Below are 16010 nucleotides of genomic sequence, written 5' to 3'. Positions count from 1 at the left end.
TTCGATAACTTCAGAAATAGATGCCTGCTTAATTGGCATTACAATTATTAGTTTTGCATACTAAGTAATGAAGAGCCGCAATAATTGGCTCATACAGACTTGCAGTAAGTGGAGTAACGTTACTCTTTTGATTGTATAAAGAGCTTGGTGCCGCATCGAGAATAAAATCTATCTCATTTGTTGCGAGGTTTAATCTGATAATCACATCTGCATTGTAGACAATCCCCACAAGCCATTTTTCATAGGCAGTAACGCTAACACGATCGTGTCTAAAATCAACTGTTCTGACTAATTGACCTGTCACCAAATCCCAAAATTTTACAGTTTCGTACTGTTTTTCGCCAGATTCCAAACTATGGGCATTGCTGATTAAGGTTCTACTATCTGCGCTGATTGAAAAATAGTTAGGTTTTAGGTAGCTCTTTCCAAAAATTGTATGAATACATTCCATATTTAGATTTTATTCTGAAACCCAACAAACAACCTTATCCCGTATGTATATTTCTCTCGAAAAAACGATCGCCTCAAACACTCACCAGTAACCGCCACCTATTAAAATAGAGAAATCTATATATAGACTTATATTTTAAGATGTTAGAAGCATATCGCCAGCATACAGCCGATCGAGCCGCATTGGGCATTCCCCCATTACCGCTCGATGCCGAACAAACCAGTGCCCTCTGCGAACTATTACAACATCCACCAGCGGGTGAAGAGGCTAACCTAATTGCATTATTGCGAGACAGGGTTCCACCTGGAGTAGATCCGGCTGCTTATGTCAAAGCTGGCTTCCTGACTGGGATCGTTACAGTTAAAATTACCAGTCCGCTGATTAATAAGATCGAGTCGATCGAGTTATTAGGTACAATGTTAGGTGGTTATAACGTTCGATCTCTCATTGACTTACTCCAATCTGATAATCCCGAACTGGCTACTGCCGCAGTCAAAGCACTAAGTAAAATCGTCCTCGTTTACGACGCATTTAACGATGTCTGGGAACTCTCCCAAACTAATCCCTACGCCAAACAAGTTATCGACTCCTGGGCGAATGCTGAGTGGTTTACCTCGCGCCCTACATTACCCGAAACCATTACCGTTACCGTCTTTAAAGTTCCCGGCGAAACCAACACCGACGACTTATCCCCTGCCACTGAAGCTACCAGTCGCCCCGATATTCCCCTTCATGCCCTGGCGATGCTGGAAACTCGCCAACCTGGGAGTTTAACAACCATTGCCGAATTGAAACAGAAAGGACACCCCCTCGCCTACGTCGGCGATGTTATCGGTACGGGTTCCTCGCGCAAATCGGCGATTAATTCCGTCCTCTGGCACATCGGCGCGGATATTCCTTGCGTGCCGAATAAGCGCACGGGTGGTTATGTTTTGGGTAGTAAAATCGCGCCGATTTTCTTTAATACTGCCGAAGATTCGGGGAGTTTACCGATCGAGTGTGATATTACCATGCTCGAAACTGGCATGGTGATTACCATCCATCCCTACGCTGGCAAAATCACCAACGAATCCGGCGAAACCCTCTCCACCTTCAACCTCAAACCCGACACCATCCTCGATGAAGTCCGCGCTGGCGGTAGAATTCCCCTGCTCATCGGGCGCACCCTCACAGACAAAACCCGCATCGCCTTGGGATTACCCCCCAGCACCATCTTTACCCGTCCCACTCAACCCACCGATACAGGCAAAGGTTACACCCTCGCCCAAAAAATGGTCGGCAAAGCCTGCGGATTACCTGGCGTGCGCCCTGGCATGTCCTGCGAACCCTTAATGACCACCGTTGGTTCCCAAGATACCACGGGGCCGATGACTCGCGACGAACTCAAAGAACTCGCCTGTCTCGGTTTCAGTGCCGATTTAGTGATGCAGAGCTTCTGTCATACCGCCGCCTATCCCAAACCAGTAGACATCAAAACCCACGAGGAATTACCCGACTTCTTCGCCCAACGCGGCGGCGTAGCCCTCCGCCCTGGCGACGGCATCATCCACTCCTGGCTAAATCGAATGCTCCTCCCCGATACCGTCGGCACAGGCGGCGACTCCCACACCCGCTTCCCCCTGGGCATTTCATTCCCCGCAGGCTCCGGTTTAGTCGCCTTCGCCGCCGCTCTGGGTGCGATGCCTTTAGATATGCCCGAATCCGTATTAGTGCGCTTCACTGGCGAACTCCAGCCTGGAGTCACCCTCCGCGATATTGTCAATGCGATTCCCTACGTCGCGATGCAAAAAGGGTTGCTCACCAACGACAAACAGAACAAACTCAACGTCTTCTCTGGGCGGATTATGGAAATCGAAGGATTACCCGACCTCAAAGTCGAACAAGCCTTTGAACTCACCGACGCGACCGCCGAACGTTCCTGCGCTGGCTCGACGATTAAACTCAGCGAAGCTACCGTCACCGAATACATCCGCTCCAACGTCGCCCTGCTCAAAAACATGGTCGCACGCGGTTATGGTGATGCGCGGACGATTTTACGCCGCGTCGCCCAGATGGAAGCTTGGCTCGCCAATCCCGTGCTGATGTCTGCCGATGCGGATGCCGAATATGCGGAAATCATCGAGATCGATCTTAATACGATTACCGAACCGATCGTCGCCGCCCCCAACGACCCTGACAACATCAAACTCCTAAGCGAAGTCGCTGGCGATAAAATCGATGAAGTCTTCGTCGGCTCCTGCATGACGAATATCGGTCACTACCGCGCCACCGCCAAAGTCCTCGACGGCGAACCCGCAGTCACCACCCAGTTGTGGATTTGTCCCCCCACCCGCATGGACGAATCCCAACTCAAAGCCGAAGGCATGTACGCCATCTTCGATGCCGCAGGCGCACGGACAGAAATGCCCGGATGCAGTCTGTGTATGGGCAATCAAGCCCGCACCGCAGATAATGCTACGGTATTCTCGACATCCACCCGCAATTTTAATAACCGGATGGGTAAAGGTGCCCAAGTCTATCTCGGTTCGGCAGAGTTAGCGGCTGTTTGTTCGCTGTTAGGACGGATTCCCACGGTACCGGAATATCTGGATTTGATGAGTAAGAAAATTAATCCGTTTGCCGGAGATCTGTATCGTTATCTGAATTTCGACCAGATTTCTGGTTTTGAAGATGAAGGTCGAACTGTCTCGGTGGATGATGTCAGAAAGCTAGCCGAAGTCTAAATCTGGGCATAATGGATAAAGGTATGCATTCCTGCATACCTTTATTGAAACACCCTTGTGAGAACATTAAGATCCATTGTGATATGTGAGATAGAGAAGAATACCAATTGTCTGTAACGCTAACAGTGCAGTATAATCGGCGTTAATAGGTCTTTGCGTACTAGTACAAACAGTGCTATAATAAAAATCCTGCATTTTATGAACCCATTGATTGACCAGTGGCTAGATGACTATCATTTAGCTTTAATCACTATTGGAACTCTTAAAGAAGAAGAGTCAACATCTTTGATAGAGTCACTCAAATCTATCCCTCCTCTATTAGATAACGAGCGATTAGCAAATATAGTTCTCAATCTAAATCCATGTTTGGATAAAGAAGTAGCAGATAATTTGTTGGAACTATTATTTTCAATATATAATCTCTCTGAAAGATCGGATATCTCTATCGATGAAATCATAACGCAGATAACTCAATCAATTAAAGAAGATGAGGAATTATCTTCAGAAATTTCTCTAGAGGAATCACAGAAAATATCACTAAGATTAAATTCTTTATTGGACGACAATGGAACTATTGCTGCTTCATACAAAGCAATGGTAATTCTTAAAGATCACAAATGTGTTTTCAATGATTGTCGTGTTTTCACTGACGTTCGTCCTATATTTGGCGTAGACACGACAGTGAATCCGGTTGGAATGGGCATCATACATATGCTAAAAATAATGTATGTTGGCTTGGATGGCCCAAACGAATTATTTATTGGTTTAGATTATTCGGATTTAGAACAAATTGGAGAGGAGATACAGAGAGCAATCATCAAGGAGACAACTATCAGATCGATGTTTGCAAAATCTGATATACATTGCGTGTAAAGTATTATTAAACAATTCTTGCTTAAATTAATTACATTCATAATTGAAGATAACATTTTGTAAATAATGTTGAAAGAAAGAAGAGATAATCGTTCCTCCGTAGGCAAGGACGTAAAATTGCTGCCTAAAGGAAAAATAAGTAACTTTCCAAAGACTCCTAATGTTACTGGATTTAAAGGAAAAACAGGTTATAAAAATACTGATTCTAATCATGAAAAGCTTTTAAATGAATACATAGACTCTAGAAACATATTAGATTCGCAGAAAATATTTGGTCAAAGGGATAAACTAGTAAAACATACTATTCAAGAACAAGAAAAAACCACAAAACTTCGCTTGTTTCAAGATATCGCCAATGTAATTAAGGCTTTAGGGAACAGTCAAGCCACTATAGATCGGCAATCTGTTATTCTAGATAGAATAATTGCAGCTTTAACTGAGCCTGAAATATTAGCCGAACTTGCCCCTAACGATCCCTTATTACTAGCGCGACTTAAGGGGATGAGAGTTAAACAACAACTACTGTACAGTGATGGAAAACCTTTGCAAGTAGAAGAGGTGGCTAAGCTATTACATGTCTCCAAACAGGCAGTAGAGCAAATGCGTTGTCAGGGAAAACTTTTAGCTGTCTCCCTAGGAAAAGAAGCTTGTTTTTATCCACACTGGCAATTTCAAGGTGCAAGTGTTCTAACTGGACTCGATCGAGTATTATCTGTACTAGCTAAATTTGATTCTTGGACACAATTAATGTTTATGAAGACTGGAGATCTGCGATTAAGTAATCGTACTCCTCTAGAATGCCTAATTGCTGGAGATATCGATGCGGTAGTTGTCGCTGCTGCTTGCTACGGTGAACCAAATCCAGCCTGAAGATCCGCTAATTCCTCATCCGCCACCACCAGAAGATTTCAATAATAGAGATCTACCAATTATTCATAGTAAGGGAACTTGGTATCGACTTAATGCTAGAGATAAACCTTCTAGTTTATATTTCGATCGATCTGGAAAGGGGCGGTTTGATGGAGCTACGCAGAGCTATGGTATTTTGTACGTGGGTGATGACATTCATGTTAGTTGGATCGAATGTTATGGTAGACAGCGCGAAGCTAAGAGTGTATCCGAGCAAACACTGATGCAAAGAACTTTATTTGAGATCGATAGTCAGCGTTCCTTATCATTTGCAGATGTGACCGGAAGCGGTTTATCCAAGTTGAGAGCCGATTCAAGGTTAGCATCTGGCTCTTATACTGTTGCGAGACAATGGGCGCAAGCGATTCACGATCATCCTCAACAAGTAGATGGTATTAGATATCGCTCTCGTCACGATGACGGACGCTATTGTTTTGGAATCTTCGATCGTTGTAAAAATGAGTTACAAGAACAGAACTTAGGTAACTTACTAGAATGTAATCAACAGTTACTAGCAAAAATCTTAGAATGTTACGACTATACTTTGATATAAAAAGCAGACTGAGGTTCTCCAATGATAGAAGCCACAATCTTAGAATATCTAAATAAACTACCCGAATCGCTTCAGAAAGAAGTTCTTCACTACACACAATTTTTGCTAGAAGCTCACACTAAAAGTACTTCTCAACCACAGAAAAAGCGGCAAGCAGGCTTTCTAAAGGGCACATTTGCTTTGCCACTAGCTGAGGACTTTAATGAGCCACTAGAAGATTTTCGGGAGTATATGGAGTGACTAATCTACTTTTAGACACTCATGCTTTCATCTGGTAATCAGAGAATGACTCTAAGTTACCCGAACCGATAAAACTAGAAATTGAAACTGCCGATCGAGTTTATATTAGTATTGCTAGTTTATGGGAAATTGCGATTAAATTAAGCATCGGTAAGTTATCACTTCGATCGAACTATGAATCGATCGAAGCTAGTCTAGAACCTGCTGGAATCGAGCTACTACCAATTTCTTTCGCCGATACAGTTCGGGTCATGAATCTACCGCTTCATCATCGCGATCCATTCGACAGGATTCTCATCGCTCAAGCCATTAATAATTCTCTCACTTTAGTTAGCTGTGATGCTGCTTTCACTGCATACCCAATTCAACTACGATGGGAATAAATCTAAACTAGAGACTATGGGTAAATCGATCGCATTTGGCTGGTATGGCGGGAAATATAGCCACCTCGACTGGCTCTTACCCCTACTACCACCATCACAGCATTTTTGCGACGTGTTTGGTGGCTCCGCTGCTGTCATCATCAATCGCCCTCCATCTCCAGTTGAAACTTACAACGATATCCACAGCGAAGTCGTGAATTTTTTTCGCGTCCTCCGCGACCAAAAAGAGCTACTGATTGAAGCCATCGGTTTAACACCCTTCTCGCGTGAGGAACTAGGATTAGCCAGCCAACGCCAGACAGAAGGAATCACCGAACTAGAACGCGCTCGGCGTTTTTTCGTCTGTGCTAGACAAGTCCGAACCGGACTCGCTCAAACATCCAGCGCGGGACGTTGGGCGCATTGCCTATTAACCAGTCGCGCTGGCATGTCAGGAGCCGTGTCTCGCTGGCTCGGTAGTATCGACGATTTATCACTCATCGCTCAAAGACTATTGCGCGTTCAAATCGAGAATGCACCCGCGATCGAAGTCATTAAACGATACGATAGTGCAGATACGCTATTCTACTGCGACCCACCCTACCCACACGGTGCGAGGGGTGATTCCAAAGCATACGCCCATGAAATGACCGATACAGAGCATCGAGAACTCGCCGCAGTACTTAGGAATGTCCAAGGGAAAGTTGCTTTATCGAGCTACCATTGCGATTTGATGGATGAATTATATAGTGACTGGTATATCGTTGAAGCTCCCGCAAAAATGTGTCATTCGGTCAAATCAGCACGGACTGAAGTACTGTGGATGAACTACGAACCACCGAAGGAAATAGAATGGACACACCACCAGAAATCCTCGCAATCGCCCTCCAAAGAGCCAACACTGACATAGGGAATTCGATTGTCACTAATGAAAATGTTCGCCAAAGAATAGAATTAATTTGTCGCAATATTCGCTTCTACCATACCGCTGTCGATCGCAAATATGGTAGAGGATAGTATATCGATTATCCTCGATACCAAGTGCTAGGAACGCCTGCTTTATCAATTACGACAATCTTCTCTTCTGTTAATTGAGCGCGGATGCGATCGCTGGTGGCGAAATCTTTATTCGCTCTGGCGATTTGACGTTCGGCTAGTAATGATTCGATCTGCTCGTCGCTCAAGCCGCTAGTTGGTACTTTTAATTCATCGGGATTGACTTCCAAACCTAATACTCCGGCTAATTCAATTAATGTTTGCCACTTGTCTTTGAGTAGATTGGGATCTACTGTTTGTTCGCTGTCGTGGGCGATAATATTACCCACTTTTCGCAGTTCTTTGGCAAGTTCAAACAAGATAACTAAACCTTCAGCAAAGTTAAAATCATCGTCTACTGCTGTCCGAAATCTGTCTACTTCTTCGGTGGTCGTAGATTGTATCGATCGCGTAGAATCTAAATTATCCCAGCCTAATTCTTGGCCGTATTCATAACCAAATAACAAGCCATCTTTAATTGTCTGCCAGCTTTGTCCGGCTGCGGTAATCGAAGCATCGCTAAAATCCATCGGTTTGCGATATTGCGCCGTGAGGACGAATAATCGTACCGTCATCGGATCGATTTGGTTGTCATTTGCATCGCGATAATCGTCGAGTAATTTGCGGATCGTGATAAAGTTGCCCAAGGATTTGGACATTTTTTCACCGCTGAGTTTGACCATCCCATTGTGCATCCAGTAGGTGGATAATGGTCGATCGTGAGCGCATTCCGATTGGGCGATTTCGTTTTCATGATGGGGGAACACAAGATCGCCACCGCCGCAATGAATATCGATCGTTTCACCCAACTGTTTTTGGATCATCGCAGAGCATTCTATATGCCACCCTGGGCGACCATTGCCCCAGGGGGATTCCCAAAAGGGTTCGCCTGGTTTTGCGGCCTTCCAGAGGGCAAAATCGAAGGGATCTTCTTTTTTAAGTTGGTCGGGGTCTGCGGCTTCGACACGTTCGCCTGCGCCCGCACGGAGATCGTCGAGGTGGCGTTTGGAAAGTTTGCCATAGTCGTCATCTTTGCGGACGCGGAAGTAAACGTCGCCGTCTACAGCGTAGGCAAAGCCTTTGCGTTCGAGATCGCTAATTAGATCTTGAATTTCTTGGATGTGTTTGGTAGCGAGAGGATAGCTATCGGCGTCGCGGACATTCAGGCGATGGAGATCTTCAAAGTAGGCATCGGTATACTTTTCGGCGACTGCTGTCATCGAACTTTGCTCGATATCGGCGCGTTTGAGAATCTTGTCATCGATATCGGTGAAATTTTGGACGTATTCAACTTCATAGCCGCGCCATTGCAGATAGCGACGGACGGTATCCCAGACGATATACGATCGAGCGTGACCGAGATGGCAGTAATCGTATACAGTCACCCCGCAGCAGTACATTTTTACCTGGTTTGGTGTCAAGGTTTGGAACGGCTCTTTGGTTCTGGAGAGGGTGTTGTATATGGTTATGCTCATAGAGGAGTTGGGAGTTGGGAGTTGGGAGTGTAAGAGGCGGGAGCTGTAAGAATCAACGCCTAAATAAAGGTTAAAATAGCTAATGGCTGGCGATCTTCTCAAGAGCAGGTTCGCGCAAACAAGAAAATATTCTTTGTCGATTTTCCCAGGAAAAGGCGACTAAACAGCGAAAGGCTATGGCTATATTATAAGTTTGCCATCTATTGACTGCGAATTTCTGTATCATCTCACCATGTATTTTTATGACATCAACTCCGATCGCTTCAACTCTCGAAATCATTGATGTAGACCAGAAGCTAGTACCTGTAACGATCATTACGGGATTCCTCGGTAGTGGCAAGACTACTCTACTCAATCATATCCTCCAAAATCAGCAAGGCATCAAAACTGCCGTGCTCGTCAATGAGTTTGGCGAAATCGGCATCGATAACGAGCTGATCGTCGCGACAGGCGAAGATATGGTGGAGCTAAATAATGGTTGTATTTGCTGCACGATTAATGAAGATTTGGTCAAAGCTGTGCATAAAGTATTGGATCGATCGGAACAGATCGATTATTTAGTTGTTGAAACTACAGGTTTGGCCGATCCTTTGCCAGTTGCACTGACTTTTTTGGGTACGGAGTTGCGCGATATTACCAGACTCGATTCGATTATTACATTGGTCGATGCGGCTAATTTTAGTCTCGATTTATTTAATAGCGAAGCTGCCCAAAGTCAGATTACTTATGGCGATATCATTCTCCTCAACAAGACCGATCTCGTCGATGAAGCAGATGTAGATTTATTAGAAGTCCGCCTGCGCGATATGAAAGAAGGCGCGAGAATCATTCGGACTAAAAAGTCTCAAGTTTCATTACCAATGATTCTAAGCGTAGGTTTATTTGAGTCGGATAAATATCTGGATGCACCAGATAGTCATGACGAACATCATCATGACCACGCACACGACCACGCGCACGACCATGCACACGACCACGCACATGCGGAAGACCATACCAATTGCGACCACGATCATGGTAAATGCGAACACGACCACCACGGACACGACCATCATCACGACCATTCACATCATCTAGAAAATGATGGTTTTACCTCATTATCATTTGTGAGCGATCGACCATTTATGTTACGGAAGTTTCAGCATTTCTTAGATAAGCAATTAACTGTAAATATCTTCCGTGCCAAAGGATTTTTATGGTTCGAGGAAAGCGATAAATGTCATGTCTTCCACCTTTGTGGCAAACGCTTCTCGATCGATGACGAACAGTGGAAAGGTCAACCTCAAACTAAGTTTGTGCTCATCGGCCAAGATCTCGATCGAGATAAGATTATCGAGCAGTTAGAGAAATGTTTGACTACTGCTAAAAAAACTGCTGGTAAAGGCTTTGGTAGATAGAATTTAGGGTTAAAATAAATAGCCTCTTATATATGACAACGAGTCAATTATTTCTCATTCTCATTCTCTAAAATTTTGCAATGGTGGTCAAGAACCACCATTTTTTGTTGGTACTTAAAGTCGATCGAATTTATGGCTCACATGCAATCGAGCCTACTTCGATCGATCGAAACCAAATTAAATTATCATTATCCAAATTTGAACTCAAATCGATAAAAATCATCCAGGATCTGTAGGGGCGGGTTTATGAGATCGATATCGTCTGTACTAAATATTTCATTCAAACCCGCCCTCCCCAAAAATAATCGATCGCATGTCAACCTACACAGATCTGTAGGTTGACATGCAAATTTTAATTATGGTGATAAATGATGTAATTATTAAAAAATTTCCATTTATATTATTTCGCATCCATCCAATTAGCCCCACTTCCAATCTCTGCTACCATCGGCACACTCAGATCGATCGCACCCTCCATCGTCGCCTTAATCTTCGGCTGCAACTCTTCCCACTCATCCTGCGGAATTTCCAACACTAATTCATCATGAACTTGCAACAACATCTTCGCTTGATATTGCTCTAATAACTTATCGATTTTTATCATCGCCAACTTAATAATGTCCGCACTCGAACCCTGAATTGGGGCATTTGCTGCTGCGCGTAGATGTCCCGCATCTACTTGTCCCAGATTGCCGAGATTATCCAGATCGATCGAGTTAGGATCGCTACCTTTTAAACCGCGCAGTTTACCACTTTCAAATCGGAAATATCGCCGCCGTCCGCAGACAGTTTCTACATATCCTAATGCGATCGCTTCCCGTTTCACTCGCTCTAAATAGTCGAAAATGCCTGGATAGCGATCGTAAAACTTATCGATGAAGATTTTAGCCTCGCTAGTTTTTACACCAGTTTCTCGTCCGAATTTAGCCGCACCCATGCCATAAACTACGCCGAAGTTGATGATCTTACCCATGCGACGTTGTTCGCTGGTAACGGTATCGCTTTCAAACAATAGTTTGGCAGTGACGGTATGGATATCTTCGTTTTGGTTATAAGCAGTAATTAAAACGGGTTCCTTGCTCAGGTGAGCGAGGATGCGGAGTTCGATTTGGGAGTAGTCAACTGCGGCGAGTATCCAACCAGGTGCGGGGATAAATGCACGCCGAATTTGGCGGCTAAATTCGGTACGAATCGGGATATTTTGGAGGTTGGGATTGGATGATGAAAGTCGCCCAGTGCTGGTGACTGCTTGATTGAAATCGGTGTGAACTCTGCCTGTTTTGGGGTGAATTAAAGCGGGGAGAGCATCTACATATGTAGATTTGAGTTTAGAGAAAGTTCGGTGTTGTAAAATCAGATCGACGACTTCATGCTTGCCTTGCAATTTTTCGAGGGTATTGACATCAGTAGAGTAGCCGGATTGAGTTTTGCGGATACCTTTGGTATCTAATTGGAGTTTGTCAAACAGGATTTGCGCGAGTTGTTTTGGCGAACCGAGATTAAATTTTTCGCCTGCGAGGGCGTAGGTTTGTTCCTCAATTTTGGCTAAGTCTTCGGCTAATACTAATGAGAGTTTTTGCAAGTATTCAGCATCGATATTAATCCCCCGATCTTCCATCGCGGCGAGAATGGGTTCGAGGGGTAATTCGATTTCTTGCAACAGTGCGAGTAATTTCGGTGCGGCGGCTAATTCGGCTTTAAGGAGATCGTACAGGCGGTAGGTACCCCAAACATCCATCCCGCAATATTCGGCGACTGCGGGGATGCTAATATTGGCGATAGTCTTTCCTTTTGGCACTAAGTCATCGTAACTCTGGGGGACGATGCTCAAATAGCGACTGGATAAATCGGTGAGGTTGTGGCTGCTGTCGGGATTTAAGACGTAGCTCGCCAACATAGTATCGAAGACAACGCCTTGAAGATCGATGCCTTGGTTTTTAAATACCAATCGATCGAATTTTGCATTCTGCAATACCTTCGGATATGTTGCAGATTCAAGGATCGGTTTGAGATTTGTCAGGACTAATTCTAGTTCTAAATTATCGCCCGATTCGTGTCCGACGGGAATATAAGCCATCCTGTCGGGTTCTGCACCCCAACAACAACCAATCCCAACTAATTCCGCATTGCGCGGTTCTAAATCGGTAGTTTCCGTATCCCAAGCAACGGGACGATTTGGATCTGTATGTTGCTGAAGATTGGCAATCAAAGCTTGTAATTTAGCGACAGTATCGATAATTTGTGGCTGAATTGGCGATTGCCGACTGAGTTGAAATTTATCCGTATCTTCAGCACTAAAAAACCACAAGTCGTCACCACCATCATCATGAATGACAACGGAACCACCTGGACTTACGATCTCGCGTACTGGCTCGTGGGGACTATTAATGCTCTCAGGATCGGGAGCCGCCGCACCACCAAAAGCTTCTTGCAGCTTCTCGATATCTTTACTAAATCGATGCAGTTCTAATGTTTGCAAGATTGGCTGCACCTGCCCAAAATTGAACCCAGTTAATTTCGTCTCTGGTAACTCAATTTCCAGCGGTACGTCGGTAATAATTTTTGCTAAATATTGGGAGTGCATTGCATCATCCTTTCCCGCAACTAGCTTCTTCCCATTCGCACCTGGAATCTCTTCTACGCGATCGTAAATAGTCTGAAGATCCCCAAAATCATTCAACAACTTTACAGCCGTCTTATCGCCAATCCCCCGCACCCCAGGAATACTATCCGACTTATCTCCGCACAAAGCCTTATAGTCAATAATCTGCGCCGCAGTCACACCCATTTTATCGAGCACCGCTTGCTCGTTCATCTCTGTTACAGATGCCCCACTTTGCGAGTAAGCTGAAGATAGATACAACACGCTGACTCGATCGCGATCGCTCACCAGTTGAAACATATCCTTATCGCCAGATAAGATCTTCACCCGATAACCCTCGCGGCTAGCTCTCCCCGCCAGCGTCCCCAAGACATCATCCGCCTCAAATCCCACCGCCGTAATCGTCGGTAAATTTAACGCCGTTAATAACCCATATAAATTCTGAATATCGATCGTGAAATCTTCCGGCGTTTCCACTCGATCGGCCTTATAATTATCGTCAGCTTCATGTCTGAATGTCGGCGCGCGTAAGTCGAATGCGATCGCCATCGAATCCGGCTTTTGACTATTAATAATCTCGACTAAAGCCTTAACAAATCCAAAACAAATACTCGTCGGTACTCCCGTCGAAGTCGTCAAGCCACCACTCTTACTTTTGGCGTATGCAAAGTAAGAACGGTAAGCCAAAGAATGACCATCGACGAGGATTAATAAGGGCGTTAGAGACATACGATCGAGTAGATTAACCTAATTAAATTATACACAATCTGTAGGTGCGGGTTTATGCTATGACCTATGGATAATTCTAAAGAGCTAAATCAAACCCGCCCTCCCCAGCGATAATGGATTGCGTGCGATCGTCTAAGAATATCTAATCGATCTAGACATGCTGGTGGGGTTGGGCGGGTTTTGTTGAAGTTTCTAGAATCGATTCATAATTGTTTGCATAAACCCGCCCTTACAGACTTGTATTTAATACAAAATTGAATAAGTAGATAGATAATCTCATGTCCGATCGTATTATTTATATGTATTAAAGCGCATCCCAATAAACATCGATGGGAATTTGTGAATCATTCCAGATACGACGGAGTTTTCCAGAAATTGCGAAGACAAATTGGGGGTCAGTTAGACTAAATTCAGGATCGTTACTCTCTCGATCTAGTGTCGCCCAATATGCAATTGTGTTACCATGCAAGGCAAAATCGCAACGTAGCGTGCAATCGAACCATTTCGAGAGAGTATTATCCAGTTGTGTCGGTTTACGATCGGAAAATATTGAATATCTAAGATAATCGTCGTAGGAAAACAAGGCAAGCTGCATAATATCAAACTTAACAGAAGAATCGATTTTCCGGTCGTAAAAATTACAAAATTCTTCAACTCGACTACGATTTGAAACTTCGAGCGGCCAGTCTTGCATCCCTTGACTGCTACCAAGTTTAAGTTCGGTTTCTAATATATCTCTAGCACCTCCAGCATATTCCGATGCATGAGTTTCTGCTACAGAACAATCTTTCATTCGCCACCGCGCATCTTTAATACGATAGAACTTTGGATGGTAAATATCTGAAGATTCCAACACCTCTTCCTCTGACCATTCGTACATTGCATCTTCTATTATCTCGATTACCTGACTCAGACTAACCTTAACGGCAAAAAGACCGTTCGGAGATACACGCGATAGATGACCATGAATCAGACCTAAAAATTTCAGATTTGGTCTTTGAATAGAACAAGCTTCCATTTCGATAGTTCCATCCACACTATCTATTTTCTCGCAAGCCTGCCAAGCTTTTCCACTAAATGTGACTGCAAAGTCTTCTTCGTTCACTCGAACTAATCGAGAATTAATCATGACGCAACCTTTTATATACTGCTCATGAACTAAACATACATAGAGCGATGAATTAGATAGCGATCGCACAAAGCTAGATAAAATCTTTAGTCAGGAGGATTTTGTCGATCGATCTTACGTCCAATTTCTTTGATATCTTCTTGCAAATCTTCCAGAGTATCATAAAGTGAATTACTTCGCTCTTGAGATTCCCGATAACGATCGATACTTTCCAACCTTGACTCGCGAATAGTGCGGCGCAATTCTTTAATTGCCTTACGTTCGCTTTCAATACTCGTACTATTAGCCGCAATCGCTTTGGCATTAGATTCAATCAATTGTCTCGTTGCCGATAAGGATTGCTCGAATCGAGCGTGAAATGTTGCTTGAGCTTTAATTTGAATGCTAACTTCTTTAATCTGTTGAGATAGCTCGGCAGTATTAATTATTTGTTGCTCCATCAACCGTTCTAGCCGCGTTAGTCTATCGGTAGATTCATTTTCTTCTGTCATAGCAGTCAAGGATTAAGGTCGATCCAGTTCGATATGTATTTGCCATACCATCTATTTTAACATCAGACACTCGATCGGGTAGTGGTTGCAGCGATCGAGCCAACGACTTAAACTATTAATCCCTATCTCAATGCAGACAAAACATCCATCATCGAGCCAGATAGCATTGCTTCAACTGCCAACCACAACCCAGAAAAAACTTGACTTTCAATTATGCCATTTCTACCTGGTTCCAGCCGGATGTATTCACCATCTTGAAGACTAAACCAATCGATTTCTCGATCTAAAGTGCGCCAGACAATATACTCTTGCACTCCATTTCGACGATAAGCGGCTTTCTTATCGTGAAGATCGATCGAGACAGTACTAGCAGCAATTTCGACAACTAGTTCCGGAGAACCTTCGATATAATCGTCCTCGGTAATTCTCGCCCCTCTACCTGGAATAAACATCACTGCATCCGGTTGATATTCATTATCCAGATCGAGCCTTACTGTTGGCTCTATGCCTAGCATTACCTCTTCTGTGGTAATTATTGAATAGTTCCACAACCAGCCAATAATATTGCTATGAGGTTTGGCATGAGATTCAAAGCGTAACGGTGATGCCATGTATACAATTCCTTCAATTAATTCGGCTTTATTACCGCCTTTTTTTTGATAAGGCATGGCAGTATAACGCCGTTCAAATTCATGGCGAGTCAGTCTGTCACCATTTTCGAGTAATGGGATTGTTTTCGGTGAGGTTGTAGTCATAATTTAGGCTCCAAAACTATCGACCGTTTAAATATCGATCTATATGTTCGATCGCGATAACTGGTATTACTGTCTAATTTTGCTGGCGAAACCAGAAGCTTTGAACTTTTTCAATTGCAGTGGTTGCCGCGCGCTTTCTGGCACCGTAATTCGCATCTCAAAATCATTAATTCCTGGCGGTACCTGCTCGATTAAACCCACGCGTCCGCGATTTGGCAGGACATTATTGTTATCCGCATCATAAATCCGTCCGTAGACATCTGCATCGTAGACAGTCTTACCCGAC

Annotated in this window: 13 protein-coding genes and 2 pseudogenes; 8 read left to right on the top strand and 7 right to left on the bottom strand. The window is 44.0% G+C overall.

Annotated features, from left to right (window positions below):
* Positions 1 to 28: 28 nt before the first annotated feature.
* Positions 29 to 451: a hypothetical protein gene (locus C7B77_RS09135; RefSeq protein ID WP_181243776.1), complete on the bottom strand. Its 423-nt coding sequence runs from the start codon at positions 449 to 451 to the stop codon at positions 29 to 31.
* Between the two features lie 140 nt (positions 452 to 591).
* On the opposite strand from C7B77_RS09135, the gene acnB reads away from it, so the two are divergent.
* The 7 genes and pseudogenes from acnB to C7B77_RS09100 all read left to right on the top strand — a co-directional run bounded on the left by acnB (position 592) and on the right by C7B77_RS09100 (position 7021).
* A complete protein-coding gene (acnB, locus tag C7B77_RS09130; protein ID WP_106303150.1) occupies positions 592 to 3174 on the top strand; it encodes a bifunctional aconitate hydratase 2/2-methylisocitrate dehydratase in 2583 nt (860 codons plus the stop codon).
* 198 nt (positions 3175 to 3372) lie between these two features.
* Complete coding sequence (locus tag C7B77_RS09125; RefSeq protein WP_106303147.1) at positions 3373 to 4047, top strand: hypothetical protein; 675 nt, start codon at positions 3373 to 3375, stop codon at positions 4045 to 4047.
* A 66-nt stretch (positions 4048 to 4113) separates the two neighbouring features.
* Positions 4114 to 4917 carry a helix-turn-helix domain-containing protein gene (locus tag C7B77_RS09120; RefSeq protein ID WP_106303145.1) on the top strand — a complete coding sequence of 268 codons (804 nt, stop codon included), beginning with the start codon at positions 4114 to 4116 and terminating at the stop codon, positions 4915 to 4917.
* Positions 4898 to 5509 (top strand): RES family NAD+ phosphorylase, encoded by a 612-nt coding sequence (locus C7B77_RS09115; RefSeq protein ID WP_106303142.1) that lies wholly within the window; start codon positions 4898 to 4900, stop codon positions 5507 to 5509. The genes C7B77_RS09120 and C7B77_RS09115 overlap by 20 nt, the downstream gene beginning before the upstream one ends.
* A gap of 21 nt (positions 5510 to 5530) precedes the next feature.
* On the top strand, positions 5531 to 5749 hold the full coding sequence (gene vapB, locus C7B77_RS09110; RefSeq protein WP_106303138.1) for a type II toxin-antitoxin system VapB family antitoxin: 219 nt from the start codon (positions 5531 to 5533) through the stop codon (positions 5747 to 5749).
* Positions 5746 to 6132 (top strand): annotated as a pseudogene (locus tag C7B77_RS09105) (type II toxin-antitoxin system VapC family toxin). Before vapB ends, C7B77_RS09105 begins: the two are co-directional and overlap by 4 nt.
* 16 nt (positions 6133 to 6148) lie before the next feature.
* Positions 6149 to 7021, top strand: a complete 873-nt coding sequence (locus tag C7B77_RS09100) for a DNA adenine methylase (protein WP_106303135.1) — start codon at positions 6149 to 6151, stop codon at positions 7019 to 7021.
* 115 nt (positions 7022 to 7136) lie between these two features.
* Here C7B77_RS09100 and cysS read toward each other — a convergent pair whose 3' ends face one another.
* A complete protein-coding gene (gene cysS / locus C7B77_RS09095) occupies positions 7137 to 8621 on the bottom strand; it encodes a cysteine--tRNA ligase (protein WP_106303132.1) in 1485 nt (494 codons plus the stop codon).
* Between the two features lie 242 nt (positions 8622 to 8863).
* Here cysS and C7B77_RS09090 point away from each other — a divergent pair, with 242 nt between their 5' ends.
* Positions 8864 to 10018: a CobW family GTP-binding protein gene (locus tag C7B77_RS09090; RefSeq protein ID WP_106303129.1), complete on the top strand. Its 1155-nt coding sequence runs from the start codon at positions 8864 to 8866 to the stop codon at positions 10016 to 10018.
* Positions 10019 to 10418: 400 nt separating this feature from the next.
* On the opposite strand, the gene polA is transcribed toward C7B77_RS09090, so the two are convergent.
* The 5 genes and pseudogenes from polA to C7B77_RS09065 form a co-directional block, all read right to left on the bottom strand.
* Positions 10419 to 13349, bottom strand: coding sequence for a DNA polymerase I (gene polA / locus C7B77_RS09085; RefSeq protein ID WP_106303126.1), 2931 nt, complete (start codon positions 13347 to 13349; stop codon positions 10419 to 10421).
* Between the two features lie 304 nt (positions 13350 to 13653).
* Positions 13654 to 14454 carry a hypothetical protein gene (locus tag C7B77_RS09080; RefSeq protein ID WP_146138247.1) on the bottom strand — a complete coding sequence of 267 codons (801 nt, stop codon included), beginning with the start codon at positions 14452 to 14454 and terminating at the stop codon, positions 13654 to 13656.
* 110 nt (positions 14455 to 14564) lie between these two features.
* Positions 14565 to 14969 carry a hypothetical protein gene (locus C7B77_RS09075; RefSeq protein ID WP_106303120.1) on the bottom strand — a complete coding sequence of 135 codons (405 nt, stop codon included), beginning with the start codon at positions 14967 to 14969 and terminating at the stop codon, positions 14565 to 14567.
* Positions 14970 to 15091: 122 nt separating this feature from the next.
* Positions 15092 to 15724 carry a Uma2 family endonuclease gene (locus tag C7B77_RS09070; RefSeq protein ID WP_106303117.1) on the bottom strand — a complete coding sequence of 211 codons (633 nt, stop codon included), beginning with the start codon at positions 15722 to 15724 and terminating at the stop codon, positions 15092 to 15094.
* 66 nt (positions 15725 to 15790) lie between these two features.
* Positions 15791 to 16010 (bottom strand): annotated as a pseudogene (locus tag C7B77_RS09065) (hypothetical protein); the annotation flags it as partial.

It is taken from the genome of Chamaesiphon polymorphus CCALA 037 (assembly GCF_003003845.1).
GTDB classification, from domain to species: Bacteria; Cyanobacteriota; Cyanobacteriia; order Cyanobacteriales; family Chamaesiphonaceae; genus Chamaesiphon; species Chamaesiphon polymorphus.
This window is presented reverse-complemented; position numbering and strand designations above follow the sequence as displayed.